Source organism: Paracoccaceae bacterium, from assembly GCA_019454225.1.
In the GTDB taxonomy this organism is placed as follows: Bacteria; Pseudomonadota; Alphaproteobacteria; order Rhodobacterales; family Rhodobacteraceae.
The window spans coordinates 2,350,084-2,375,087 of the sequence record CP075370.1 but is presented as its reverse complement, the minus strand read 5'-3'; the positions used below and the strand labels follow the sequence as shown (position 1 = coordinate 2,375,087).

Below are 25,004 nucleotides of genomic sequence, written 5' to 3'. Positions count from 1 at the left end.
CTTCGTAGAAATGCCCCCCGGGGGGTCCGGCACCCGTCCGGACCCCTCCAGCCCGCGCGAGGCCCGCCATGTCAGACTGGGACCCCAGCCAACCCATCCTCGAAATCGACCACCTGTCGATCTCGTTCTTCACCCGCCTGCGCGAGATCCCGGCGGTGATGGATTTCTCCTGCAAGGTCATGGCCGGCGAGGCGATGGGGCTGGTGGGGGAATCCGGCTGCGGCAAGTCGACCGTGGCGCTCGCGGTGATGCGCGACCTCGGCAAGACCGGCCGCATCGTCGGCGGCAGCATCAAGTTCAAGGGCCGCGACCTGACGCGCATGTCGGATGAGGAACTGCGCCAGATCCGCGGCTCCGAGATCGCGATGATCTACCAGGAACCGATGGCCTCGCTGAACCCGGCGATGAAGATCGGCGCGCAGCTTGCCGAGGTGCCGATGATCCATCAGGGCATGGGCAAGGACGAGGCCTGGGCGCTGGCCCGCCAGATCGTCGCCGATGTGAAGCTGCCCGATCCCGACCGCATCCTGCGCGCCTATCCGCACCAGTTGTCGGGTGGCCAGCAGCAGCGCATCGTCATCGCCATGGCCCTGATGGCCAAGCCCGCGCTCCTGATCCTCGACGAACCGACCACCGCGCTCGACGTGACGGTCGAGGCGGGCATCGTCGATCTGGTGCGCGAACTGGGCGAGAAATACGGCACGTCGATGCTGTTCATCAGCCACAACCTCGGCCTCGTGCTCGAGGTCTGCGACCGGCTTTGCGTGATGTATTCGGGCGAGGCCGTCGAGACCGGCGCCGTGGCCGAGGTGTTCAACCGCATGCGCCATCCCTACACGCAGGCCCTGTTCCGCGCGATTCCCCTGCCCGGCGCCGACAAGACGACACGTCCGCTGGTCGCCATTCCCGGCAACTTCCCCCTGCCCCACGAACGCCCGAAGGGCTGCAACTTCGGCCCGCGCTGTTCCTACTTCGACAAGGGCCTCTGCGACGCGGGCGATGTGCCGATGTTCGACGCCGGCGGCGACCGCCACGGCACCCGCTGCGTCAAGTGGGAGCAGATCGATTGGGCCGCGCCGCCCATGGCGGGCCGCGTGGTCGAGAAGATGCCCGTCGGCGATGTCGTCCTGCGGATGGAGGACCTGCGCAAGTATTACGAGGTCACCAAGGGCGCCTTCGGCGGCGGCGACGTCCGCGTGGTCAAGGCGAACGAAACCCTCAGCTTCGAGGCGCGCGAGGGCGAGACACTGGCGATCGTCGGCGAATCGGGCTGCGGAAAATCCACCTTCGCCAAGGTCCTGATGGGGCTGGAAACCGCCACCAGCGGCAAGATCGTGCTCTACAATCAGGACATTCAGGACACGCCCATCGAAAAGCGCGGCACCGACACCGTGTCCTCGGTGCAGATGGTGTTCCAGAACCCGTTCGATACGCTGAACCCCTCGATGTCCGTGGGTCGCCAGATCATCCGGGCGCTGGAAATCTTCGGCGAGGGCGACAGCGATGCCGCGCGCGAGGCGCGGATGCTCGAACTCCTCGATCTCGTGAAACTGCCGCGCGAATTCGCCATCCGGATGCCCCGGCAACTGTCGGGCGGCCAGAAGCAGCGCGTGGGCATCGCCCGGGCCTTCGCGGGTGGCGCCAAGGTCGTGGTGGCCGACGAGCCGGTCAGCGCGCTCGACGTCTCGGTTCAGGCCGCCGTCACCGACCTTCTGATGGACATCCAGCGCACCAAGCGCACGACGCTTCTGTTCATCAGCCACGACCTCAGCATCGTGCGCTATCTCAGCGACCGGGTCATGGTGATGTATCTGGGACATGTGGTGGAACTCGGCACCACCGACCAGGTGTTCAGCCCCCCCTATCACCCCTATACCGAGGCGCTGCTGTCCGCCGTGCCCATCGCCGATACCCGGGTGACCAAGCAGCGCATCGTGCTGGAAGGCGACATCCCCTCGGCGATGAACCCGCCCCCCGGCTGCCCGTTCCAGACCCGCTGCCGGTGGAAGTCGCAGGTGCCCGGCGGCCTGTGCGACCGCGAGATGCCGCCCAACCGCACATTGGCGGCGGGCCATCAGATCAAGTGCCACCTTTCGACCGATGTGCTGAACGGGATGCAGCCGGTCATCAGCATCGCCGCCGAATGACAGCGGGGAACTGAAGCCGGGCGGCGTGCCCGCCCGCCATCCGATATCCGCCATCTCGCCTCTGGCAATCGCGCCCGCGCGGGCATACATGGCGCCCAAGGCGGTGCCCGCCCCCTTCGCTTGAACATCGCATCCGCCGTCGATAGGGTGCGCCACCGCAAATCCGGGGGGCACGCGCCCGCCCTGACCTGACCAGAGGACGCCTCATGTTCGCAACTCCCGCCTATGCCCAGGCCGCCGGCGGCGCCGGCAGCGCATTCGCCTCCTTCGTCCCGCTGATCCTGATCTTTGCGATCATGTATTTCCTGCTGATCCGTCCGCAGCAGAAAAAGCTCAAGGAACACAAGGCAATGGTCGAGGCGCTGCGGCGCGGGGACCAGGTGCTGACGCAGGGCGGCATCGTCGGCAAGGTCACCAAGGTCGGTGAGGACAACATCGTCGAGGTGGAAATCGCCGACGGCGTGAAGGTCCGCGTGCTCAAGCACACGATCGCCCAGGTCATGGCCAAGACCGAACCCGCAGCCTGACACCGCACCAACCGCAGAGGCGCGCCCGATGCTGGATATCCCTGCCTGGAAACGCGTGCTGATCTGGGCCGTCTGTGCGGCCGGAATCGCGTTCTCGGCCCCGAACCTGATGTATTCCCGGGTCGAGGCGCACAATGACGCCAAGGCCGCGGTCGCCGCGGGCGCCGCGCCCACGCCCGCGCTGGAAACGGCGATCGGCGCCTGGCCGTCCTTCCTGCCCGCGACGCTGGTCAACCTCGGGCTCGACCTGCGCGGCGGCGCGCATCTGCTGGCCGAGGTCAGGGTGGCCGATGTCTATGCGGCACGCATCGACGGGCTATGGCCCGAGGTGCGCGACGCGCTGCGCGACAAGCGCGATCAGGTTGGCACGGTCCGCCGCCAGCCCAGCCCGGATGGCGTGCTGCGCGTCGCCATCTCGAACCCCGCCGGCCTCCAGTCAGCGGTCGAGACGGTCCGGGCGCTGGCCCAGCCGGTCGTCACGCTGACCGGCATCGGCGCCGAGGACATCGAGGTGTCGGTCGACCAGGGCGAGATCGTGGTGCAGCTTTCCGCCGCCGAACGCGAGGCCACCGACAACCGCACCATGCAGCAGTCGCTGGAAATCATCCGCCGCCGCGTGGACGAGGTGGGAACCCGCGAACCGACGATCCAGCGCCAGGGCGAGGACCGCATCCTGATCCAGGTGCCCGGCATCGGATCGGCCAGCGAACTCAAGGCTCTGATCGGCACCACGGCACAGCTGACCTTCCATCCGGTCGTCCGCCAGACCAGCGACGCGGGCGCCGACCCCGGTGCGCGCAACCGGCTTCTTCCCGCCTCCGACGAACCCGGCGTCTATTACGTGGTCGAGGGGACGCCGGTCGTGACCGGCGAGGAACTGGTCGATGCCCAGCCCGCCTTCGACCAGAACAACCGCCCGGCGGTCAACTTCCGCTTCAACCCGTCCGGGGCGCGCAAGTTCGGCGACTACACGGCAGCCAACATCGGCACGCCCTTTGCCATCGTGCTGGACGACGAGGTGATTTCGGCCCCGGTGATCCAGAGCCATATCCCCGGCGGTTCGGGCATCATCACCGGCCGCTTCACGGTCGAGGAATCGACAAACCTCGCGGTGCTGCTGCGCGCGGGCGCCCTGCCCGCCGAAATGACCTTTCTGGAAGAACGCACCATCGGCCCCGAACTCGGGCAGGATTCGATCGAGGCCGGGCGCTTCGCCTCGTTGATCGCCATGTGCGCCGTCGTGGTGTTCATGGTCGCCAGCTACGGCCTTTTCGGCGTGCTGGCGGTCCTGGCGCTTGGCCTGAACGTCGCGCTGATCTTCGGCGCGCTCAGCGTGATCGGTGCCACCCTGACCCTGCCGGGCATCGCGGGCATCGTGCTGACCATCGGCATGGCCGTGGATGCGAACGTCCTGGTCTTCGAACGCATCCGCGAAGAGATGCGAACGGCGCGGGGCCCGGCCCGGGCCATCGAGCTTGGCTATCAGAAGGCGCTGTCGGCGATCATCGACGCCAACATCACCACCTTCATCACCGCGGCCATCCTGTTCATGGTGGGCGCAGGCCCGGTGCGCGGCTTTGCCGTGACGCTGGGCATCGGGATCATCACCTCGGTCTTCACCGCCGTCTTCGTCACCCGTCTTCTGGTGGTGACCTGGTTCGAGCGGGCGCGGCCCAAGACCCTGCACGTGTGAGGACAAGATGCGCCACCTGAGGCTGGTCCCCGACAAGACCAACATCAACTTCTTCGCCGCCGCCAGGGTCACCTTCGGTGCCTCCATCGTCATGATGGTGCTGTCCGTCGTGTTCGTCGCGATGTTCGGGCTGAACTTCGGCATCGACTTCCGCGGCGGCACGACAATCCGCACCGAAAGCACCCAGGCCGTCGACATCGCGGGCAAGCGCGCGGCGCTGGCGACGCTGGAGCTTGGCGACATCTCGATCACCGAGGTGTTCGACCCCACCTTCGGACCCGACCAGAATGTCGCGATGATCCGCATCCAGGCGCAGGACGGGCAAGAGGCGGTCACCCCCGAGATGATCGCCGCGGTCGAGAACACGCTCAAGGAACTCGATCCCGCGATCCGCTTCGCCTCGGTGGAATCGGTCGGCCCCAAGGTGTCGGGCGAACTGATCTGGTCGGCGATCCTGTCGGTGGTCGGCGCCACCACCGCCATCCTCATCTACATCTGGCTGCGCTTCGAATGGCAGTTCGCGGTCGGCGCCGTGCTGGCGCTGGTGCATGACGTGCTGGTCACCGTGGGCGTCTTCGCGCTGTTCCAGATCCGTTTCGACCTGGCGGTGATCGCGGCGCTGCTGACCATCCTTGGCTATTCGATCAACGACACCGTCGTGGTGTTCGACCGGCTGCGCGAGAACCTCATCAAGTTCAAGACGATGCCGCTGGTCGAGGTGATGAACCTCAGCGTCAACGAAACCCTGTCGCGCACCCTGATGACCACCGGCACCACGCTGATCGCGCTGATCGCGCTTCTGGTGCTGGGCGGCGACGTGATCCGGGGCTTCGTCTTTGCCATCACCTTCGGTATCGTCATCGGCACCTATTCCTCGGTCTACATGGCCAAGAACGTGGTGCTGTGGCTGGGGGTGCGGCGCGACTGGTCGAAGAAGGATGACGAGGGCGGACCGGCGGGCACCCAGTTCGCCAAGCCGGAAGCCTGAGCGCCGCCATGCGGCTGACCGAGATCACCTACGACTCCGCGATGCCGGTCGAGGGCTACGGGCCGGGCTTCTTCCGCATCGGCGGGCGCGTGCTGCGCGGCCGGTGCCTGATCACGCCCTGGGATGCCGGCGCCTGGGGCGGCTATGACGATACCGCCGCGCCCCTGACGCTGGCCGGGCGGATCGACGTGCTGTTCGTCGGCACGGGGGCCGAGATCGCCCATCCGCCCAAGACCTTCCGCAGCGTGATCGAGGATGCCGGGATCGGCGTCGAGCCGATGTCCTCGCCCGCCGCATGCCGCACCTACAACGTGCTTCTGTCCGAAGGGCGGCGCGTCGCGCTGGCGCTGTTTCCGGTCTAGTCAGGCCCGCCCGCCGTCCAGCGTGGCCAGCGCCCCGTAGAGTTCGGGGCGTCGGTCGCGGAACAGCCCCCAGGAGGCCCGCAGCGCCGCCGTCTCGTCCAGATCGACCGTCGCCACCTCGACCGCAGCACCCTCGCGCGGGGCGCGCGCCAGCAGCGTGCCGGTCGGCCCGGCGACAAGGCTCGACCCGTAGAACGTCACCTCCACCCCCTCGGGCGCGGTCTCGGTGCCGACGCGGTTCGACGCCGCCACCGGCAGGATGTTCGCGGCCGCATGGCCGCGCATCACGGTTTCCCAATGCGGCTGGCTGTCATAGCCGGGCGCGGGCGGCTCCGACCCGATCGCGGTGGGATAGAGGATCGCCTCGGCACCCAACAGCGCCATGGCCCGCGCCGCCTCGGGGAACCACTGGTCCCAGCAGATTCCCACGCCGATCCGCCCCATGGCGGTATCCCACACCCGGAACCCCGTGTCCCCGGGCGAGAAATAGTACTTCTCCTCATAGCCCGGGCCCTGCGGGATATGGCTCTTGCGGTAATGGCCCAGAACCCGGCCATCGGCATCCACCATCGCCACGGTGTTGAAATGCGCCTGCCCCGCCCGCTCGAAGAAACTGACCGGCAGCACCACGCCCAGTTCCCGCGCCAGGCCGGCAAAGCGCGCCACCACCGGATGCCCGGCGGCGGGCAGCGCCAGGCCCAGGTATTCCGCCCGCTCGGTCTTGCAGAAATAGGGCGCGGCGAACAGCTCGGGCAGCAGGATCACCCCCGCCCCCCGCTCGGCGGCGGCACGCACCGCGGTCTCGGCGGCATCGAGGTTCGCGGGCAGGTCCCAGGTCATCGCGAACTGGGTGACGGCAAGGGTCAGGGGGCGCATGGGTCTCTCCGGCTTCGGGCCCCACCCTGCCCCGCCGCGCCGCCGCGGAAAAGCCCCTTCACAGCGCGCCCGCGGCTTGCCACAACGGACCCATGCCGCAGGACACCCCCATGCCCGATCCGATCTATGCCGAAACCCTGGCGGATATCCCGCCGCGCGACCTGCTTCTGTCGATGTCGGGCCGCGATTTCATGGAGGGGATGCTGGCGGGCCGCCTGCCGCATCCGGCGATCTCGCGCCTTCTGAACTATCGCCTGGTCGAGGTCGGCGACGGCCGCGCGGTGTTCCGCGGCGCGGCGGGCATTGCCCAGACCAATCCGGTAGGGGGCGTCCACGGCGGCTGGTATGGTACGGTGCTCGACAGTGCCATGGGCTGCGCGGTGATGACCCGCGTGCCGCAGGGCAAATGGTACACCACGCTGGAATACAAGATCAGCCTGATCCGTGCCCTGCCGCTGGGGGTCGATGTGCTGGCCGAGGGTCTGGTCGACCATGCGGGCCGGTCCACCGCCGTCGCGCGGGCCGAGATCCGGGGGGCCGCCGACGGCCGCCTTTACGCCACGGGCACGACGACCTGCATTCTGCTCGACTGATCCGGCCGCCGGTCGCGTCAGAACGGGCCGGGCACCGTGGCCGCGGCAGGCGGCCCCTCGGGGGGCGGGGCAGGCATCGCGGTGGGGTGGATGCGTTCCGACCGGTCGCGCCCCACCACACGGCGGCGGCGCAGCAGGAACACCGCACCCCAGCCCCGCCAGGTGCCGGCCATCGGCGCCTGCGCATCGCAGGGAAACCGCGCGCGCCAGTCCTCGGGCAAGGCCAGGCCGCAGCTTTCCGCCCGGTCCAGCATCCAGACCAGCGGAATGTTCGACAGCGGGCGCGCCGCCACGAAATGGCCGATCTGCCCGCCCACGTCGCCATGCGCCCCCCGGAACCACATCTGTTCCACGTTGCCCTGCCATTCCGGCGGGCATTGCCACAGCACCGGCGCGAACACCGCCCGAGTCTCGTGCAGCGCCAGCGCATGGAACCCGTGCCGGATCGCCGGGCCCAGCTGATGGTTGTGGAACGAATTGCGCCCCTCGGTCAGCATCCACAGCAGCGGCAGCCGCAGGCCCAGCGCCTTCACCGTGTCCCAGACGCCGACCATCTCGATCGGCGCGTCCCGGTGGCAGTTGCGCCGCACGAAGGCGCGCGCCGTGGCGCGTTCCGGTCCATGGCGATAGTGGCGGAAGGCGATCTTCACGTTCCGCTCGATGGCGCAGTCCTGCCGCAGCAGGCCGATACGGTCGATCACCCCGGCCAGCGACCGCACCGCATAGGCCCCGCGCGAATAGCCCAGCAGCCAGATCCGGTCGCCCGGCCGGTAATGGCTGCACAGCCATCCATAGGCCCGGCGGATCTGCCGGTTCAGGCCCTTGCCCTGAACGACATCCTGGAAATGCCGCCAGCTTTCCCATTGCAGGCCGGGTTCGTAATACACCGTCCGATGTGCGCGCGGCCCACCCTCGGACAGCAGCTTGTAGGTGATGCCCGCATTCGTCTCCATCCCCTCGGCCAGCGACGACATCGTGCCATCCAGGATGATCACGTGATCCACCTGTCCGCGCAGCCGCCCCGGCGGAGCGGCCGCAATCCCCTCGGACCGCAGAACCGGCACCGGTTCGCGGCGCAGGAACCTGCGCAGAAGGTCAGACAGGGCCAGATTGCGCCTCCCTCAGATGCGCCCAGACACGGCCGGGCGAGAACGGCATCTGCATCGCGGGCGCCCCGGCCTGGGCCAGCGCATCCGCCACCGCGTTCGAGAGCGCGCCCAGCGCCCCCACCGTCCCCGCCTCGCCGCAGCCCTTCATGCCCAGCGGGTTGGTCGCGGTGGGCACCGGCTCGGTGGTGAAGCGCGGGCGCGGCATGTCGGCGGCGCGCGGCATCGCGTAGTCCATGAAACTCCCGGTCAGCAACTGGCCCTGGCCGTCAAAGACCACCCGTTCCGTCATTGTCTGGCCAAAGCCCTGCGCGATGCCGCCATGCACCTGCCCCTCGACCAGTTCCGGGGCCAGCATCGTGCCGAAATCGTCGGTGACCGTATAGCGGTCCAGCGTGACAAGCCCGGTCTCGGGGTCGATCTCGACCTCGGCGGCGTGGGCGCCATTGGGAAAGCTGCGCGCCGCAAGCGTGATCGCGCGCTCGTGCGACAGCAGGTCCGCGCGCCCCGCCGCGCGCGCCCGCTCCGCCGCCTCGATCAGCGTCGGCCGCAGGTTCGTCCCCGGCGCGTGAAAGCTGCGCCCGTCGAAGGCCACGCCATCGCCCATGTCATCGGCGAGATAGGCCGCGAAGGCCGCGACCATGGCCGCCACCGTCTCGACCGTGGCCGAGCCCTGCACCGTCACTGACCGCGATCCCCCGGTGCCCCCGCCCGCCGGGATCGCGTCGCTGTCGCCCTGCACGATGCGGATCAGATGCGGCGCGATGCCCGTCCGCTCCGACAGCAGGCGGGTATAGACCGTCTCGTGCCCCTGCCCGTTCGACTGCGTGCCGACGAACAGCGTCACCGTCCCGTCGGGGTCGAAGGCGATCCGCGCGGTTTCGGCCGGATCGCCCAGCACCGCCTCGATATAGCTGGCCAGCCCGAAGCCGCGCAGCCGCCCCCGGGCCGCGCTCTCGGCCCGCCGGGCGGCGAACCCCGCGTGGTCGCACTCCGCCTCCAGCCGGTCCAGGATGCGCAGGAAATCGCCGTCGCGGATCGTCTCGCCGTTCATCATGCTGTGCGGAAAGGCCCGGATCGCATTGCGCCGCCGCAGCTCGAAGGGCGACACGCCCAGCACCCGCGCCGCCGCATCCATCGCCCGCTCGATCGTCAGGATCGCCTCGGGCCGCCCGGCACCCCGGTAGGCATCGACCGGCGTCGTGCTGGTGTAGTAGCCGCGCGCCGTCAGGCAGGCCATCGGCAGGTCGTAGATCCCGGTGAACACCTTGCCGAACAGGACCGACTGGATGTTCTGCCCGAACTGCGAATTGTAGGCCCCCATGTTCGACCGCACCGCGCAGGCATATCCCGTCAGCCGCAGGTCGGCGTCGAACCCCAGGTCGGCCACCGCCGTCAGGTCGCGCGCGCCATTGTCCGCCAGCATCGCCTCGCCCCGGTCCGATGTCCATTTCACCGGCCGCCCCAGCATCCGCGCCGCCTGCGCCAGCGGCACATATTCGGGATAGGTCATCACCTTCATGCCGAACCCGCCGCCGACATCCGGGTTGGTCACCCGCACCCGGTCGCGCGGCAGGCCCAGCATCCGCGCCAGCTCGGCCTTCTGGGTCCAGACCCCCTGCGCGCAGGTGCAGAAATGCAGCCGCTCGCCATCCCATTCGGCAAAGGCGCCGCGCGGCTCCATGCTGGCGGCAAAGACCCGGGGCTGCGCCACCTCAACCTGCAGGCGGTGGTGCGCGGCGGCCAGCGCCGCCGCCACCGCCGCCTCGTCCCCCAGCACATAGTCATAGGCCAGGTTCCCCGGCGCCACGGCGTGGATCGCGGGGCCCTCGCCCCCCAGCCCCAGGGCGGGCGCAAGCTCCGCGTGGTCCAGCACGATGGCCTCGACGGCGTCGCGCGCCACGGCGGCACTGTCGGCCACCACCATCGCCACCGGCTCGCCCAGATGCCGCAGCACCGACTGCGCCAGCACCGGCCGCTCCGGTCCCGCGCCACGGGCGCCGCCGCGCCCCGAAATCCGCATGCCCTGCATGGCCAGCGCCACGCCCTCGGCCGCCAGCGCCGCGGCATCCAGCACCAGATGCACCCCGGGCATCGCCTGCGCCGCGCTCAGGTCCAGCGACAGGATGCGCCCATGCGCCACCGGCGACCGCAGGAACATCGCCACCAGCGCGCCCTCGGGCGCGATGTCATCCACAAAGCGGCCCTGCCCGGTCAGGAACCGGTGATCCTCGATCCGCCCTGCGGGCTGCGCCTTGCCGAACTGCTGCATCCGTTGCTCCCGGGCCATCCTGCCCGGGAAACACTAACGACCTGCCGAGGATTGTCCAACCGGCGACCGGACGCGGCGGCGGCACCCCGCAGGGTGCCGCCCGCGCCATGTCACAGCTTCTGCGACAGCACCGTTGCCATGCCCAGTTCGCCAAAGCCGTTGAACCGGGTGTTGGTGACCGTCGAATAGGCGCCCATGCCATGCACCACGACAAAGTCGCCTTCCTCGATGTCGGCGGCCAGCGGAACCTCGCCCGGCAGCCGGTCGACCGAATCGCAGGTCGGGCCAAAGATGATGCGCGGCGCCGTCGGACCGCCCTTGATCTCGCCCGAGGGCGCCATGACCGTCAGCCTGTCGATCACCCCGATCAGCGGCAGTTCGGTCAGCGCGCCATAGACCCCGTCGTTCAGGAACACATGCGTGCCATCGCGCACCGCCTTGACCCGCGCCGCCAGCGTGAAGGCATCGCCGCACATCGACCGGCCGGGCTCGCAGACCAGCATCGGGCGATCCGCGCCAAAGGCTTCCGCCGTGGCCCGGTCGATCAGCGCAAAGGTCTCGTCCAGCATCGGCACCACGGCATCCAGCCGGTGCGACGGGAACCCGCCGCCCACGTTCAGCCGGGCGATCGTCACACCCGCCTCGGCCGCGATCCAGGCCGCCTTGCGGATATAGGCATCCCAGGCCGCCGGGTCGGTGCATTGCGTGCCCGGATGGAAGGTGATCGACGGGATGAACCCGGCCTCGGCCACCCGCTGCAGCAGCGTCACGGCCAGTTCGGCCGTCGCCCCGAACTTGGCGCCAAAGTTGTAGGCCGCCCCCGACACGGGCAGCTTGAAGCGCACGGTGATCTCGGTGCCTTCGGCCGGCACCATCTCGATCAGCTTCTCAAGCTCCGACGCGCTGTCGACGGAATAGGATTTCACGCCCAGTTCCACCGCCACGGCAATCTCGTGACGGGCCCGCACCGGGTTGTTGTAGTGCATCGCCGCATCCGGCGCGAGCCGCCGGATCAGGTGCATCTCGAAGGGCGAGGCCACGTCGAACCCGCGCAGGCCCGCCGCCACCAGATTCTCGATCACCGCCTCTTCGGGGTTCGATTTCACCGCATAGGTGACCATGCCCGGAAACCCGTCGATGAAGCGCCGCGCCTGCCGCTGCAGCGCCTGCGGGCTGAAGAACAGCACGGGGTTCTGCGGCGATACGGTCCGCAGGTATTCGGTCGGATTCGTCCAGATCGTCTTCGAGAGTCCCATCGGCGCTGCCCTTTCTTGTGGCCAACAGAACGCATTGCCCGCCCGGGTTCGTTGCCGGGGGCGCACCTGCGCGGTTTCATGAACCAGGCAAGGTGCGTATGAGCCGCCCTTTTTCCTGAAAACGAGGATGCCGCATATGGGGCACAATTTCACCGTGCGAAACGACAGAAATGTGATATTCGTTCGTCAAAATGACGAAACGGCAAGGCAATCTGTATGGACGACCTCGATCGCAGCATTCTGGCCCTGCTGGGGGCTGACGCCCGCATCTCGGTGGCCGTCCTGGCGCGGCGGCTGAAGGTCGCGCGCTCCACCATCCAGGCCCGGCTGGAACGGCTGGAAACCACCGGCGTGATCGCGGGCTACACCGTGCGGCTGGGCGAGGCCGCCCGCCAGGGCCGGCTGCGCGCCACCGTGCTGGTGATGATCGAACCGCGCGCGCAGGCCGCGATCCTGACGCGGCTCAAGTCGATTGCCGAGGTCGAGCGCTGCCACACCACCTCGGGCCGCTTCGACCTGCTGCTCCAGATCGCCGCGCCGAACACGCAGGTTCTGGATCAGGTGCTCGACCAGATCGGCGCCCTGACCGGGGTGAAATCCTCGGAAAGCCTGATCCACCTGTCCAGCAAGATCGACCGCGCGGTCTGACGCGGCCGAATCGCCCGTTGCAGGTCAGCGGGGTGCTGCGAACGCGCTGTCGGGACGGATGCCATACGCCCGCCATACGCGAACCAGACGGAAAACGGCCGCCGCCGGCTCCGCCCCATCCCCGATTAATCCAGCGTCCTCAGCCGGTTGCCCGGCAAAGCTCAGCGCTTGCGGAACAGCGTGCCCAGCACCCCCCGCATCACCGCCTGCCCCGACCGGCTGCCCAGCGACCGTGCGAAACTTTTCGCAAAGGCTTCGCCCACGCTGTCGGACGACCGGCTGCGGCTGCTGGTCTTGGTGGCGCGGGGCATCTTGGGATCATAGCGCCGGGCATTGCGGAACTCGCGCTCGGCCTCCTTGTCCGCCGCCTCGCGCGCCTCGGCTTCGGCCGCCTCGCGCGCTGCCGCCTCGGCCCGCGCCCGCAGCCGTTCCCAGGCCGAATCGCGGTCCAGCACCGTGTCGTACTTGCCCCGCAACGGGCTTGCGGCAATCACCTGCCCGCGCGCTGCCGGATCAATCGGCCCCAGTTGCGACATCGGCGGCCGCACCAGCGTGCGCTCGACCATGCCGGGTATCCCCTTGCGTTCCAGGAAGGATGTCACCGCCTCGCCCGTGCCCACCTCGCGGATCGCCGCCTCGGTGGAAAAGCGCGGGTTCGCCCGATAGGTCTGCGCCGCCTTGCGCAGGTCGGTCTGGTCGCGCGCGGTAAAGGCCCGCAGCGCGTGCTGAACCCGATTGCCCAGTTGCGCCAGGATCGTCTCGGGCACGTCGGCGGGCCGCTGCGTCACGAAATACACGCCCACGCCCTTCGACCGGATCAGCCGGGCCACCTGTTCGACCCGGTCCACCAGCCCCTTCGGCGCACCATCGAACAGCAGATGCGCCTCGTCGAAAAAGAACACCAGCCGCGGCTTCTCGGGGTCTCCAACTTCCGGCAATTCCTCGAAAAGTTCCGAAAGCAGCCACAGCAGGAACGTGGCGTAGAGGCGCGGCGACCCCATCAGCCTGTCGGCCGCCAGCACCGACACATAGCCCCGCCCGTCCGGCGCCATCCGCATCATGTCGGCCAGATCCAGGGCCGGCTCGCCGAACATCCCGGCACCGCCCTGGTTCTCCAGCACCAGAAGCCGCCGCTGGATCGCGCCCACCGAGGTGGTGGACACCAGGCCATAGCGCGCCGAGATCTCGCGCGCATTCTCGGCGATGAAGGTCAGCATCGCCTGCAGGTCCTTCATGTCCAGAAGCGGCAGCTCCTCGTCATCCGCCAGGCGGAAGGCCACGTTCAGCACGCCCTCCTGCGGCTCGGTCAGTTCCAGCAGCCGCGACAGCAGCAGCGGCCCCATCTCGGCCACGGTGGTCCGGACCGGATGGCCCTGTTCGCCGAACAGGTCCCAGAAGATCACCGGAAATGCCTGCGACCGCAGTTCCCAGCCGATGGTATTCGACCGCGCGCGGAATGCATCCAGCAGCTTGCCCTGCGGATTTCCGGCGACCGCGATGCCCGACAGGTCGCCCTTGATGTCGGAACAGAAGACCGGCACCCCCGCGGCAGAAAACCCCTCGGCCAGCACCTGCAGGGTCACGGTCTTGCCGGTGCCGGTGGCCCCGGCCACCAGACCGTGGCGGTTGCCATAGCCCAGCAGCAGGGTCTGCGGCACCGCATGGCCCTCGCCCCCGCCGCCCACGAAGATGCCTGCTTCCTCGCCCATTCCGCCCGCCCCATCCTGTCGCCGTCTGCGTTGCGCCCTGACAATACATCGTTAACCCCGTTCTGCCAGAGTGGGCATGTCCAGCCGCGAAGGTGCCGCGCGCCGGATGTGACTTCCTCCCTGTTCGACTGGCCGCGCCCCTGAAAAGGCGCGGCTTTTTTCCTGCCTGCAAAGTGATCCGGGCGCGTCGGATTCCCTGTTGACGGCGAAGTGCCGCCCGCATACCTTCCCGCCATGAAGTCGGCCAGTCCGACAGGGAGCAAAAACAATTCAGTGCAAGGGCCGGTTTGCCGGCCCTTGTTCATTTTGCGGCCCACCCCTGCGCGGACCCTTGCCCGGCCCCGTTCAAGCCTGCGGCACGCCGCTGTTTTCGCCCTGACTTCCCCGAAAGACCGTGCTAAGCCGCCACCCGACACGACCTGATTGCCGGATGATCACATGACCCGCACGACCCCGATCCTTGCCGTCCTGCTTGGCCTGGCGCTGGCGGTGCCCGCTGTGGCGCAGGAAACGCCCGCTGCCCCGGCCCCCGCGGCCGACCCCGTTCCGAACCCCGACGACCTGTCGCTGGGGCGCGAGGAAAATGCCGACGGCATCGGATCGAACTATACCGCCGCCACGCATGGCGACTGGGAAATCCGCTGCCTGCGCGCCGAGGACGGATCGGACCCGTGCCAGCTTTACCAGCTGCTGAAGGATGCCGAAGGCAACCCGATCTCGGAGTTCACCATGGTGAACCTGCCCGCCGGCCAGCAGGCCGCCGCGGGCGCCACCGCGATCGTGCCTCTGGAAACCCTGCTGACGCAGGAGCTTTCGCTGCAGGTCGATGGCGGCGCGGTCAAGAAATACCCCTTCGCCTGGTGCAGCCCGATCGGCTGCATCGCGCGGATCGGCTTCACCCAGCCCGAAATCGACGCGATGAAGCGCGGCAACCGGGTGAACGTGACCATCGTTCCGGTGGTTGCCCCCGAACAGAAGGTGACGGTGGCCATGTCGCTGCGCGGCTTCACCGCCGGCTATGACGCGCTGGTCTCGGGCAACATCCCGAAACAGCCGGCCGTGACGGCAGAACCCGCACCGGCCGCCGCGCCCGGCGGAAACTGACCCGGCCGCCGATGAACCGCCGCCGATGAACCGACGGGCCCGCGCATCGCGCGGGCCCGTTCGCGTTCCGGCAGTCCGGAACCGTCAGACCCGGCGCAGCGCGATCACCGCATTCAGCCCGCCAAAGGCAAAGGCGTTCGACAGCACCACATCGACCTTCGCCTCGCGCGCCACGTTGGGCACGACGTCAAGCGCGCATTCCGGATCGGGTTCCTCGTAGCCGATGGTCGGTGCGATCACCCCTTCGCGCAGCGCCATCAGGCAGGCCAGCAGCTCGACCGCACCGGTCCCGCCGATCAGGTGCCCATGCATCGACTTGGTGGACGACATCATCAGCCGGTCCGCATGGTGCCCGAAGGCATGGGCCACGGCCGCGCATTCCGTCTTGTCATTGGCGGCGGTGCCGGTGCCATGGGCGTTGATGTATCCCACATCCTCGGGGTTCAGCCGGGCATCCCGCAGCGCGCCGGTGATCGCGCGCTCGGCCCCCTGTGCCGAGGGCATCACGATGTCGGCGGCATCCGACGACATGGCGAAACCCAGCACCTCGGCCAGGATGTCGGCCCCGCGCGCCCGGGCGTGGTCATAGTCCTCGAACACGAAGACGCCCGCTCCCTCGCCCTGCACCATCCCGTTGCGGTTCGCGCTGAACGGGCGGCAGGCGTCCTTGGACATGACGCGCAAGCCTTCCCAGGCCTTGATCCCGCCAAAGCACAGCATCGCCTCGGACCCGCCGGTCAGCATGGCGCGCGCCGCGCCCGACCGCACCATCTGGAACGCAAGGCCCATCGCGTGATTCGAACTGGCGCAGGCCGTCGCGACGGTGAAGGTCGGCCCGCGCAGCCCGTATTCCATCGACAGGTGGCTGGCCGCCGCATTGTTCATCAGCTTGGGCACGACAAAGGGATGAACCCGGTTCCTCCCCTCCTCGTAGACCGCCCGGTAATTCTCGTCCCAGGTGTTCACGCCGCCGCCGGCCGTGCCCAGCACCGCCCCGGCCTCAAGCCCCAGCGACCCCTCGAACTCGATCCCCGACTGTTCCACCGCCTGCCGCGCGGCCAGCAGCGTGAACTGGGTGAACTTGTCGTAAAGGACGATCTGCTGGCGGTTGAAATGCGCCTCGGGGTTCCAGTTGTGGACCTGGCCGCCGATCTGGATCGACAGACGCTCGCGGTCGCGGATTTCCAGCGGTGTGATGCCGCAACGCCCGTCGCGGAACGCGGCAAAGGTGCCCGGAACGTCATGCGCAAGTGCGTTGATGGTCCCGGCCCCCGTGATGACCACCCGCCGCATCGGAATCAGGCGCCCTTCTGTTCGGCGACCAGCCGTTCGACCGCCGCGACGATGGCCGCGACCGACGAGATGTCGAACTCGCTCTGCGCCGGATCGTTGGCGTTGAACGGCACCGAGATGTCAAAGGCTTCCTCGATGGCGAAGATCGATTCGACCAGCCCCAGGCTGTCGATCCCCAGGCTTTCCAGCGTCGCGTCCATCTTCACGTCCGCCACGTCCAGCACTGCCTGTTCGGCGACGATCGCCACCACCCTGTCCCGCACGCTGTCGGTCATCCGCCCGCCCCTTCTTCCGGTCGGCCCCGGGTCTAATCGTTCCCGTCGGCGATGGGAACGGCTTTCTTCAGCGCGGCAACCGCGGCGGCCAGGCGCGGCAGGCGGCGCAGCGCCTTCTGCATCTCGACATGCGTCTCCATCTTCACCGCCGGATAGCCCAGCAGCACGCGGCCGGCGGGCGCATTGGTGAAGATCTTGGTCGCCCCGCCCGCGATCACGTCGTCGCCGACAAAGATGTTGTCGTTCACGCCGCACTGGCCGCCCAGCACCACCCGGTCGCCGATGCGCGCCGACCCGGCGATGCCCACCTGTCCGCACAGCAGGCAATCGCGCCCCACCGTGACATTGTGCCCGACATGCACGAGGTTATCGAGCTTGGTTCCCGAGCCGATCGCGGTATCCCGGATCGTGCCGCGGTCGATGCAGGCGTTCGCCCCCACTTCGACATCGTCGCCGATGGTCACCGCACCCAGGCTGTGAATGCGCGTCCAGCTTTGTTCGCGGATTTCGTCGCGTTGTCCGAGGCTTGCGCGAACATCTTCAACCCCCGACCGCTCGGGCGTGACAAAGGAGAATCCGTCCGCCCCGATCACCGCCCCGGGCTGGCAGATGAACCGGTCACCGATCGTCACCCGCGCACCGATCCGCGCGCCCGGCAGGATCAGGGCATCCTCGCCGATCCGCGCGCCCTCGCCCACCGAGACATGGGCGGCAATGCGCGCGCGCGGCCCGATCACGGCACCCGCGCCGATGGTGACGAAGGGGCCGATGGCCGCACCGTCGCCGATCCGGGCCGAGGGCGCGATCACCGTCATCGGATGCAGGCCCGGCGCGATGTCGGGCCCGGCGTCCATCAGCCGCGTCAGCCCCGACAGCGCCAGCCGCGACCGCGGCGCAAAGATTGCCGCCCGCAACCCCATGCCCCGCCAGTCGGCCCCGGGCCACAGCAGCGCGGCAACCGCGCGCCCCTGCGCGATGCCGCCGCCATAGCGCGGGTCCATGGCCAGGGCCAGGTCTTCGGGCCCCGCGGCGGCCGGCTCCGCCGCCCGCGCGATGCGGATCGACAGGTCGCCCTCCGCCTCGGCCCCGATGGCGGCGGCGATCTCGGCAATGGTGTGGGACATGGCCTCCTCCGGGTGATCGCTCACCCGCAGGATTAGCTGTCGGCGGCGGCGGTGACCACCCCGGCCTGCACGAGCGCCCGGAAGATCGCCGCGTCCCGCCCGTACATGTCGCGCCGGTACTGCATCTGCCCGCGCGGGTTGCTGAAGGCGGTGCGGTACTCCAGATGGATCGGCACCGGCTCCTTCAGGAAGATGCGCTCCTGGCGCCGTGTGTCCAGCACCTTGTGGAACGCCGTGCGGGGGTCGGCCTCCTGCCGCGACAGCAGTTCGTAGGCAAATTCGAACGGATCGTTCAGCCGCACGCAGCCCGAGGAGTATGTGCGCACCTCACGGCCGAAAAGATGCTTCTCCGGCGTGTCATGCAGATAGATCGCGTGCGGATTCGGGAACATGAACTTGACCCGGCCAAGCGCATTGCCGTCCCCCGGCGCCTGCCGCAGGTTGAAGGGAAAGTTCGACGCCGAATAGGCGGCGAAGTCCACCGATCCGCGCGGCACCACCCGGCCCCGCCGGTCGATCAGCTGCAGATGCCCCAGGGCGTTCGGGTTGGCCTTGAGCTTGGGCAGGTAGTCGCGCTTGATGATGCCCCCGGGCACCGTCCAGTCGGGGTTCAGCTCCATGTAGGTCATCTTGTGGCTGAACTCGGGGGTGTTCTTGTCGATCTTCTGCGCCCCCACCACCGCGCGGGTCTGGAAGGTCACGCGCCCGTCATCGACGATCTGGGCCGAGAAATCGGCCAGGTTGACCCAGATGTGGCGCTTACCCCGCTCGATGTTCAGCCAGCGTTCCCGCTCCATCGCGACGATGACGGCCGCAAGCCGCCGTTCCGGCCCGACGTTGATCTCGGCCAGCGTCGTGGCACCGGCCACGCCGTTCACTTCGATCCCGTGGTCCGCCTGAAAGGCGCTGACGGCCTTGCGGATCGTGTCGTCATAGCTGGCCGCGGCGGCATTGCCGGGAAGGTAGCCCATCGCCGCCAGACGGTCGCGCAGCGCGATCAGCGCCTCGCCCGTGGCGCCGGGTTCCAGCGACTTGGCGCTGACCGGTGCGCCCCATGATCCTTCGGCCGCCGCGCGTTCCAGCATGAAACGCGCCTTCATCAGCCGGACATATTCCTGCGACCGGGGCGGCAGCGACGTCAGGAAGGCCAGCGGATCGGCGGCGCGGGCAAAGCCGTCCAGATTGCCCCGGCGGTCGCGCACCGGGACCTCGCGCACGATGCCCGGTGCCACCTTGGACGGCACCAGTGCGCCGGTCTGAACGTCGCGCGCATAATCCAGCAGCGCCAGCGTCATGCGCACCTCAAGCCGGCCCCGGTCGCCCTCGGTGCGGGCGGCGCGGAATGCCGCGATCAGGTCGGCAGGGTCGTAGCGGCCGACCGGCAGCCCGTGCATTCCCGCCCCGGCCAGCGCCTGCAACAGCGCGGCGCGGCGCGGCGCGTCCTCGGGCCCGGTCCAGAACGGCGCATAGGCGCGGTCGCGGTAGAAACCGGCCACCGCCTCATCCGCCACCGCCGCCTCGGCCAGGGCATTGCGGAACGCCGACTGCGCCGCCGCCGAAACCTGGACCTGCGATGTCAGCGCGGGAACGGATTGCGCAACGGCCCCCTGCGTCCAGACGGCACCGGCAATGGCCAGCGCGGAAACCCCTGCCGCGAAACGCGCGGCGCCGCGTGATGCAATCGTCATTCCGACCTCGATCAGCATTCTCAATGTCCCGCCCAGAATCGCCGCCCCGGCGCAGGTGTCCATTCACATTCCGCGCGAGCCGCCCCTGCGTGCCGGAAACCCCGCGGACTGTCGCAATCCGATCACATTTCTTCCGGTTCCCTGCCCGTCGTCACGTCCTGCCACGTTCAGCGAATTTTTGCCGATTCCCCTTGTAATGCCGCGGTGCGGCCTTTCTGCGCTTCATATCCGATTCCCGGCGTGCCATAACGTTCGGGCACTGGGGATGGTGCGATGGCAGAGACAAGCCGCCGGCACAGGCGGCTATGATAGAAGAATGCGGGACAGGCCTAGCAGAATGACGGAAAACAGCTCATCGGCGATCACGCGGCGTGGATTGCTGGGTGTGTTTGCGGCGACGATGGTCGCGGCCGCACCGACCTACTCCAACGCCTTCGGGCTTCTGCGCGGGTCGGGCGATATCCGGCGGGTGCGGATGTATTCGGGCCGCACCGGCGAGGCGATCGACACGATATACTGGATCGACGGCAAGTACATTCCCGAAGTCATCAAGGAAATCAACCACTTCATGCGCGACTGGCGGTCCGGGGCAACCACCCAGATCGACACGCGGACGGTCGACATCATGGCGGCTGCGCATCGCCTGATGGATGTGTCGGAACCCTACATGATGCTGTCGGGTTATCGCAGCCCGCAGACCAACGCGATGCTGCGGTCGAAATCGCGCGGTGTCGCCCGCGACAGCCTTCACATGCGCGGCCAGGCCGCCGACCTGCGCCTGAAGTCGCGGTCCGTCAGCCAGATCGCCCGCGCGGCCGAGGCCTGCGCCTCGGGCGGCGTGGGCCGCTATTCCCGGTCGAACTTCGTCCATATGGACTGCGGCCCGGTCCGCCACTGGGGCGGCTGATCGCCGGCATAGCCCGACCGGGGATCACCCGGTCATCGGCGTCACGCGGCCCCGTCGTCGTCGATCTCGGCGGGCCGCCCGCGAAATCCCTGCGCCACCACGAACTTCTCGGAACTGTCCGCGCGGCTGGCCGGTGGCTTGACGTTGGCGACCTTGCGGAACGCGCGCTTCAGACGGGATTGCAGCTCGTTCTCGGCGCCGCCCGCCAGCACCTTGGCGACAAAGGTTCCGCCCTCTTCCAGCACGTCAAAGGCGAACTCCGCCGCGGCCTCGCACAGGGCGATGATCCGCAGGTGATCGGTCGCCTTGTGGCCGCTCGACGCGGCGGCCATGTCGCTCATCACCACATCGGCGCGGCCGCCCAGCCAGGCCTTCACCTTGTCGTCCGCGCCATCCGACAGAAAGTCGAGCTGGTGGATCTGCGCCCCCGGAATCGGGTCCACCGGCTGAAGATCGACGCCCAGCACCGTCCCCACCGGCTTGCCCCCGCGCTGGCCGAGGGCGTTCACCCGCTCGACCGCCACCTGACACCAGCCCCCCGGCGCGCAACCCAGGTCGACCACCCGCGCCCCCGGGGTCAGGAACCCGTACTTGTCGTCCAGTTCAAGGATCTTGAACGCCGCGCGGCCGCGATAGCCCTCGCGCTTGGCGCGGATCACGTAGGGGTCGTTCAACTGCCGCTCCAGCCACAGCGTCGACGACAGCTTGCGCCCCTTGGCGGTCTTGACCCGCACCCGCAGATCGCGCGAGCCCCGGCCCGAAGTGTTCTCGGTCATTCGAGCGGTCCATCCTCTAGCATGCCGTCGGCGCTCATCTGGGCGTAGAGCAGCCCCTCGCGCAGCCCCCGGTCAGCCACCGACAACCGGTCGGTGGGCCATATCCGCATCAGCGCCTGAAGGATAGCCGCACCCGACATGATCAGCGCATGGCGATCCCGCCCGATGCGCGGATCGGTGCGCCGCCCCTCGGGACCAAGCGACAGGTAGTCGCGGATCACGGTGTCGATCTGCGCCGATGTCATGCGCAGCCCGTCCACCTTGGCCCGGTCATAGCGCTTCAGGCCCAGGAAGGACGCGGCAACCGTGGTGATCGTTCCGCTGGTGCCGACGATCTGGAACCCCTCGCGCGGGTTCTCGGCGTTGTAGGGCGAGAAGTTCGCCAGATTCTCCTCGAAGAACCAGGACATCAGCGCAAAGCGTGCCGAATCGTCCTCGACGTCGCCGAACTGGTCCTTCAGCGTCGCCACGCCCAGGGGCACCGAGATCCAGTCGACAACCCGGGCCAGCCCGTCGCCGGCCTCGCGGCTCAGGCCCTGCCGAAGCCGCATGATCGACCGCGGCCGGTCGGGTGGCGCAACGCGGCTCAGGTCGATCCACACCAGTTCGGTCGACCCGCCGCCGATATCCACCACCAGCAGCTGCTCGGTGCGCTTGGACACCAGCGGCGCGCAGGAAATCACCGCCAGACGCGCCTCTTCCTCGGGCTGGATGATCTCCATCGGCAGGCCGGTCTCGCGCCGGACCTGGCGGATGAAGTCCCGCGCGTTGCGCGCCCGCCGGCAGGCCTCGGTCGCGACCAGCCGCATCCGCGTCACGCCGTGCTTCTCGATCTTCTTCTGGCAGATGTGCAGCGCCGCCACCGTGCGCGCCATCGAGGCACGCGACAGCCGCCCCGAGGCCTCCAGCCCGTGCCCAAGCTGCACGGTCTTGGAAAAGCTGTCGACGACATGAAAATGCGCGCCCCGCGGGCGGGCAATCAGCATCCGGCAACTGTTCGTGCCGAGATCGAGCGCAGCATAGAGCGCGCCCGGCCCGGCCGGGTGGGAGGTTGACGGCTCGACCGGGGGGACGGCCTTGGCTGCAAGGGTCGCGCCGGATGCGTCCGGCGCGGGTTGCGCCCCCGGGATCGCGTCCTCCTCCCGGGGACGCTCGGGCGTCATGACCGCCCTCCATTCGTGGTTGATCCCGATGGTAACGGCGACGGCCGTGTCGTGCAAGCGGCGATCCCCGGCCCCGCCCAGACCCCGTCCCGGCCAGATGCGGCGCGGCTCAGGATGAACATGAGAATTTCGGGGCCTGGCCCCCATCGCCGCAGCGCCGCGAAGGCGCTAGATTGCGCCGTCGCAAGGCGCGCGGGACAGGTCGAAATCCGACCTCGCATGTCGCGGACTTGCGCCTACACAGGGCCCAGACGCAACGGGGGAATCAGCCTTGCCAGACGTGACGGTGGTGTACTGGCGCGACATTCCTGCCCAGGTGATCGTGGGCAAGGGACGGCGCGGATCGAAGGTGCAACTGCCCGAACGCTTTGAACAGGCGATCGACCGGGCGGCCATGAAGGCGGGCGCGCGCGATACCGACAGCTATCTGGCGGAATGGCGCAAGGCCCCCCCCTACACGGTCGAAGGCGACCCCGACGAGATCGCGAAGGCCGAGGCCGCGCGGATCGAGGCGGAATACGACACGGCGCGGCTCAAGGCGCTGATCGACAACAACGGCTGGGCCTGAATGGTCCGCTCGCTCTGGAGAAGCGCAATGGCACTGTTCAGTTTCCGCCGCGAGGCACCGACACCCGCCCCCGCCCCGCTCGCGGAGTTCCTGGCGGGCTACTCGATGGAGGTGATGCCCCGCACCGCCGAGAAGATCGCGGATTTCCGCGACCTTCTGCCTGCGGGCACGCGCGTCTACATCGCCCATATCGACGGAACGCCGATTGACGAGATGGTGGCCACCGCCGCCCGCCTGCGCGCCGAAGGCTACGAGCCGATGCCGCACATTCCCGCACGCATCATCCCCGACCGCGCCACGCTGGCCGACTGGATCGCGCGCTACCGGGCCGAGGCCGGGGTGCGCCAGGCGCTTCTGCTGGGTGGCGGCCTGTCGGCACCGCGCGGCACCTTCGAGTCGTCGATGCAGCTGATCGAGACGGGCCTGTTCGACGGCTTCGACCGCCTGCATGTGGCGGGCCACCCGGAGGGCAACCGCGACATTGACCCCGACGGGTCCGACCGCATGGTGATGGAGGCGCTGCGCTGGAAACAGGCCTTCGCCGACCGCAGCGACGCGGCAATGGCCATCGTCACCCAGTTCAGCTTCGAGGCGGCCCCGATCATCGCATGGGCCGACCGGCTGGCGGCCGAGGGCATCCGCCTGCCCGTCCACATCGGCATCGCCGGCCCCGCCAAGCTTCAGACGCTGATCAAGTTCGCCATCGCCTGCGGTGTCGGCCCCAGCCTGCGCGTGCTGCAGAAGCGGGCGATGGATGTGACCAAGCTCCTGCTGCCCTACGAGCCCTTCGAGGTGCTCGAGGCACTGGCCCGCCACAAGGCGGCGCATCCGGAATTCGGGATCGAACAGGTGCATTTCTTCCCGTTGGGTGGCATCAAGGCCAATGCCGACTGGGCCATCGCCCAGGGCGGCGACGCCACCGCGCCCGCATCGCAGAAAGGTTGAGGAATGACCCGCACCGTACTGGAATCCAAGACGAAAACCGTCGTCATCGGGTTCGATGAGCCATTCTGCGTGATCGGAGAGCGCATCAACCCCACGGGCCGCAAGAAACTGGCGGCCGAGTTGGAGGTCGACAATTTCGAGACGGTGATCAAGGACGCGCTGGAACAGGTCGCCTGCGGGGCGACCGTGCTCGACGTCAACTCGGGCGCCGTGTTCACCAACCGCATGGCCGCCGACCCGCGCTATGCCGACAACAACTTCGTCGAACCGCCGCTGATGAAGGCGCTGATCGAGATCATCCAGCAGACGGTCGACGTGCCGCTGTGCATCGACAGTTCGGTCCCCGGCGCGCTCGAGGCCGGCCTGATGGCCTGCGAAGGCCGCCCCCTTCTGAACTCGGTCACCGGCGAGGAGGAACGGCTGGAGCGCGTGCTGCCGCTCGTCAAGAAATACAACGTGCCGGTGGTGGCGATCTCGAACGACGACACCGGCATCTCGCCCGATCCCGACGTGCGCTTTGCCGTGGCGAAGAAGATCGTCGAACGGGCGGCGGATTTCGGCATCCCGGCGCATGACATCGTGGTCGATCCCCTGGTGATGCCCGTCGGCGCGATGTCGACGGCTGGCCGCCAGGTCTTTACCCTGGTCCGCCGCCTGCGCGACGAACTGGGCGTGAACACCACCTGCGGCGCGTCGAACATCAGTTTCGGCCTTCCGCACCGCCACGGCATCAACGCGGCCTTCCTGCCCATGGCGATCGGCGCGGGGATGACGAGCGCGATCATGAACCCGGTCCGCCAGGTCGAGATGGAGGCGATCCGCGCCGCCAACTTCCTGATGGACCATGACGCGAACGGCGGCGAGTGGATCCGGTTCGCCCGGGTGATCGAGGCGGTCGAGGGCGGCCTGTCCTTTGCCGAGGCCTCGGCTGCCGCCAGCCAGGCCACCAGCGGCCGCCGCGGCGGCCGCCGCGCCCGGGGCTGA

Annotated in this window: 23 protein-coding genes; 12 read left to right on the top strand and 11 right to left on the bottom strand. The window is 68.7% G+C overall.

The window, feature by feature from the left end:
• Positions 1-68 precede the first annotated feature (68 nt).
• From KF887_11265 to KF887_11245, 5 genes are all read left to right on the top strand, one after another.
• On the top strand, positions 69-2,147 hold the full coding sequence (locus tag KF887_11265) for an ABC transporter ATP-binding protein (GenBank protein QYK40039.1): 2,079 nt from the start codon (positions 69-71) through the stop codon (positions 2,145-2,147).
• Between the two features lie 206 nt (positions 2,148-2,353).
• On the top strand, positions 2,354-2,674 hold the full coding sequence (yajC, locus tag KF887_11260; protein ID QYK40038.1) for a preprotein translocase subunit YajC: 321 nt from the start codon (positions 2,354-2,356) through the stop codon (positions 2,672-2,674).
• A gap of 28 nt (positions 2,675-2,702) precedes the next feature.
• Positions 2,703-4,367 carry a protein translocase subunit SecD gene (gene secD, locus KF887_11255; protein QYK40037.1) on the top strand — a complete coding sequence of 555 codons (1,665 nt, stop codon included), beginning with the start codon at positions 2,703-2,705 and terminating at the stop codon, positions 4,365-4,367.
• A gap of 7 nt (positions 4,368-4,374) precedes the next feature.
• A complete protein-coding gene (gene secF, locus KF887_11250) occupies positions 4,375-5,355 on the top strand; it encodes a protein translocase subunit SecF (GenBank protein ID QYK40036.1) in 981 nt (326 codons plus the stop codon).
• 8 nt (positions 5,356-5,363) lie between these two features.
• Positions 5,364-5,717 carry an Mth938-like domain-containing protein gene (locus tag KF887_11245; GenBank protein ID QYK40035.1) on the top strand — a complete coding sequence of 118 codons (354 nt, stop codon included), beginning with the start codon at positions 5,364-5,366 and terminating at the stop codon, positions 5,715-5,717.
• On the opposite strand, the gene aguB is transcribed toward KF887_11245, so the two are convergent.
• The gene (gene aguB / locus KF887_11240) at positions 5,718-6,593 is read right to left on the bottom strand and encodes an N-carbamoylputrescine amidase (protein ID QYK40034.1); all 876 of its coding nucleotides are present in this window, start codon (positions 6,591-6,593) and stop codon (positions 5,718-5,720) included.
• A 110-nt stretch (positions 6,594-6,703) separates the two neighbouring features.
• On the opposite strand from aguB, the gene KF887_11235 reads away from it, so the two are divergent.
• On the top strand, positions 6,704-7,186 hold the full coding sequence (locus KF887_11235) for a PaaI family thioesterase (protein ID QYK40033.1): 483 nt from the start codon (positions 6,704-6,706) through the stop codon (positions 7,184-7,186).
• A gap of 17 nt (positions 7,187-7,203) precedes the next feature.
• On the opposite strand, the gene KF887_11230 is transcribed toward KF887_11235, so the two are convergent.
• From KF887_11230 to KF887_11220, 3 genes are all read right to left on the bottom strand, one after another.
• Complete coding sequence (locus KF887_11230; protein ID QYK43535.1) at positions 7,204-8,295, bottom strand: DUF2235 domain-containing protein; 1,092 nt, start codon at positions 8,293-8,295, stop codon at positions 7,204-7,206.
• Complete coding sequence (locus tag KF887_11225) at positions 8,282-10,564, bottom strand: xanthine dehydrogenase family protein molybdopterin-binding subunit (GenBank protein QYK40032.1); 2,283 nt, start codon at positions 10,562-10,564, stop codon at positions 8,282-8,284. The genes KF887_11230 and KF887_11225 overlap by 14 nt, the downstream gene beginning before the upstream one ends.
• Before the next feature lie 110 nt (positions 10,565-10,674).
• The gene (locus KF887_11220; protein QYK40031.1) at positions 10,675-11,820 is read right to left on the bottom strand and encodes a type III PLP-dependent enzyme; all 1,146 of its coding nucleotides are present in this window, start codon (positions 11,818-11,820) and stop codon (positions 10,675-10,677) included.
• A 216-nt stretch (positions 11,821-12,036) separates the two neighbouring features.
• On the opposite strand from KF887_11220, the gene KF887_11215 reads away from it, so the two are divergent.
• Positions 12,037-12,468 carry an Lrp/AsnC family transcriptional regulator gene (locus KF887_11215; protein ID QYK40030.1) on the top strand — a complete coding sequence of 144 codons (432 nt, stop codon included), beginning with the start codon at positions 12,037-12,039 and terminating at the stop codon, positions 12,466-12,468.
• A 161-nt stretch (positions 12,469-12,629) separates the two neighbouring features.
• On the opposite strand, the gene KF887_11210 is transcribed toward KF887_11215, so the two are convergent.
• Complete coding sequence (locus KF887_11210; protein QYK40029.1) at positions 12,630-14,177, bottom strand: DUF853 family protein; 1,548 nt, start codon at positions 14,175-14,177, stop codon at positions 12,630-12,632.
• A gap of 438 nt (positions 14,178-14,615) precedes the next feature.
• Here KF887_11210 and KF887_11205 point away from each other — a divergent pair, with 438 nt between their 5' ends.
• On the top strand, positions 14,616-15,281 hold the full coding sequence (locus KF887_11205) for an invasion associated locus B family protein (protein QYK40028.1): 666 nt from the start codon (positions 14,616-14,618) through the stop codon (positions 15,279-15,281).
• Between the two features lie 84 nt (positions 15,282-15,365).
• Here KF887_11205 and KF887_11200 read toward each other — a convergent pair whose 3' ends face one another.
• Genes KF887_11200 through KF887_11185 form a run of 4 tightly spaced genes read right to left on the bottom strand, consistent with a single transcriptional unit; the run spans position 15,366 to position 19,661 of the window.
• A complete protein-coding gene (locus KF887_11200) occupies positions 15,366-16,574 on the bottom strand; it encodes a beta-ketoacyl-[acyl-carrier-protein] synthase family protein (GenBank protein QYK40027.1) in 1,209 nt (402 codons plus the stop codon).
• A 5-nt stretch (positions 16,575-16,579) separates the two neighbouring features.
• Positions 16,580-16,849, bottom strand: a complete 270-nt coding sequence (locus KF887_11195) for an acyl carrier protein (protein QYK40026.1) — start codon at positions 16,847-16,849, stop codon at positions 16,580-16,582.
• Between the two features lie 32 nt (positions 16,850-16,881).
• Positions 16,882-17,973, bottom strand: coding sequence for a UDP-3-O-(3-hydroxymyristoyl)glucosamine N-acyltransferase (locus KF887_11190; GenBank protein QYK40025.1), 1,092 nt, complete (start codon positions 17,971-17,973; stop codon positions 16,882-16,884).
• 32 nt (positions 17,974-18,005) lie between these two features.
• Positions 18,006-19,661, bottom strand: coding sequence for a L,D-transpeptidase family protein (locus tag KF887_11185; protein ID QYK43534.1), 1,656 nt, complete (start codon positions 19,659-19,661; stop codon positions 18,006-18,008).
• Between the two features lie 337 nt (positions 19,662-19,998).
• Here KF887_11185 and KF887_11180 point away from each other — a divergent pair, with 337 nt between their 5' ends.
• On the top strand, positions 19,999-20,568 hold the full coding sequence (locus tag KF887_11180) for a DUF882 domain-containing protein (protein ID QYK40024.1): 570 nt from the start codon (positions 19,999-20,001) through the stop codon (positions 20,566-20,568).
• 41 nt (positions 20,569-20,609) lie between these two features.
• On the opposite strand, the gene KF887_11175 is transcribed toward KF887_11180, so the two are convergent.
• Both KF887_11175 and KF887_11170 read right to left on the bottom strand, forming a co-directional pair.
• Positions 20,610-21,344, bottom strand: a complete 735-nt coding sequence (locus KF887_11175) for an RlmE family RNA methyltransferase (GenBank protein ID QYK40023.1) — start codon at positions 21,342-21,344, stop codon at positions 20,610-20,612.
• Entirely contained in the window at positions 21,341-22,507 is a 1,167-nt protein-coding gene (locus KF887_11170) for a Ppx/GppA family phosphatase (GenBank protein ID QYK43533.1), read from the bottom strand. The genes KF887_11175 and KF887_11170 overlap by 4 nt, the downstream gene beginning before the upstream one ends.
• 271 nt (positions 22,508-22,778) lie before the next feature.
• Here KF887_11170 and KF887_11165 point away from each other — a divergent pair, with 271 nt between their 5' ends.
• From KF887_11165 to KF887_11155, 3 genes are read left to right on the top strand one after another with little or no spacing between them, the layout of a single operon-like run.
• Positions 22,779-23,075, top strand: a complete 297-nt coding sequence (locus KF887_11165; GenBank protein QYK40022.1) for a virulence factor — start codon at positions 22,779-22,781, stop codon at positions 23,073-23,075.
• A 27-nt stretch (positions 23,076-23,102) separates the two neighbouring features.
• Positions 23,103-24,020 (top strand): methylenetetrahydrofolate reductase, encoded by a 918-nt coding sequence (locus KF887_11160; protein QYK40021.1) that lies wholly within the window; start codon positions 23,103-23,105, stop codon positions 24,018-24,020.
• 3 nt (positions 24,021-24,023) lie between these two features.
• Positions 24,024-25,004, top strand: coding sequence for a methyltetrahydrofolate cobalamin methyltransferase (locus KF887_11155; protein QYK40020.1), 981 nt, complete (start codon positions 24,024-24,026; stop codon positions 25,002-25,004).

Coding starts and splice junctions, on each gene's coding strand:
- KF887_11220 (QYK40031.1), bottom strand. CDS start 11,820: ATGGGACTCTCGAAGACGATCTGGACGAATCCGACCGAATACCTGCGG.
- KF887_11175 (QYK40023.1), bottom strand. CDS start 21,344: ATGACCGAGAACACTTCGGGCCGGGGCTCGCGCGATCTGCGGGTGCGG.
- KF887_11185 (QYK43534.1), bottom strand. CDS start 19,661: ATGACGATTGCATCACGCGGCGCCGCGCGTTTCGCGGCAGGGGTTTCC.
- KF887_11205 (QYK40028.1), top strand. CDS start 14,616: ATGACCCGCACGACCCCGATCCTTGCCGTCCTGCTTGGCCTGGCGCTG.
- KF887_11210 (QYK40029.1), bottom strand. CDS start 14,177: ATGGGCGAGGAAGCAGGCATCTTCGTGGGCGGCGGGGGCGAGGGCCAT.
- yajC (QYK40038.1), top strand. CDS start 2,354: ATGTTCGCAACTCCCGCCTATGCCCAGGCCGCCGGCGGCGCCGGCAGC.
- KF887_11235 (QYK40033.1), top strand. CDS start 6,704: ATGCCCGATCCGATCTATGCCGAAACCCTGGCGGATATCCCGCCGCGC.
- KF887_11200 (QYK40027.1), bottom strand. CDS start 16,574: ATGCGGCGGGTGGTCATCACGGGGGCCGGGACCATCAACGCACTTGCG.
- secF (QYK40036.1), top strand. CDS start 4,375: ATGCGCCACCTGAGGCTGGTCCCCGACAAGACCAACATCAACTTCTTC.
- KF887_11180 (QYK40024.1), top strand. CDS start 19,999: ATGACGGAAAACAGCTCATCGGCGATCACGCGGCGTGGATTGCTGGGT.
- KF887_11245 (QYK40035.1), top strand. CDS start 5,364: ATGCGGCTGACCGAGATCACCTACGACTCCGCGATGCCGGTCGAGGGC.
- KF887_11170 (QYK43533.1), bottom strand. CDS start 22,507: ATGACGCCCGAGCGTCCCCGGGAGGAGGACGCGATCCCGGGGGCGCAA.
- KF887_11215 (QYK40030.1), top strand. CDS start 12,037: ATGGACGACCTCGATCGCAGCATTCTGGCCCTGCTGGGGGCTGACGCC.
- KF887_11225 (QYK40032.1), bottom strand. CDS start 10,564: ATGCAGCAGTTCGGCAAGGCGCAGCCCGCAGGGCGGATCGAGGATCAC.
- KF887_11265 (QYK40039.1), top strand. CDS start 69: ATGTCAGACTGGGACCCCAGCCAACCCATCCTCGAAATCGACCACCTG.
- KF887_11195 (QYK40026.1), bottom strand. CDS start 16,849: ATGACCGACAGCGTGCGGGACAGGGTGGTGGCGATCGTCGCCGAACAG.
- KF887_11160 (QYK40021.1), top strand. CDS start 23,103: ATGGCACTGTTCAGTTTCCGCCGCGAGGCACCGACACCCGCCCCCGCC.
- aguB (QYK40034.1), bottom strand. CDS start 6,593: ATGCGCCCCCTGACCCTTGCCGTCACCCAGTTCGCGATGACCTGGGAC.
- secD (QYK40037.1), top strand. CDS start 2,703: ATGCTGGATATCCCTGCCTGGAAACGCGTGCTGATCTGGGCCGTCTGT.
- KF887_11155 (QYK40020.1), top strand. CDS start 24,024: ATGACCCGCACCGTACTGGAATCCAAGACGAAAACCGTCGTCATCGGG.
- KF887_11190 (QYK40025.1), bottom strand. CDS start 17,973: ATGTCCCACACCATTGCCGAGATCGCCGCCGCCATCGGGGCCGAGGCG.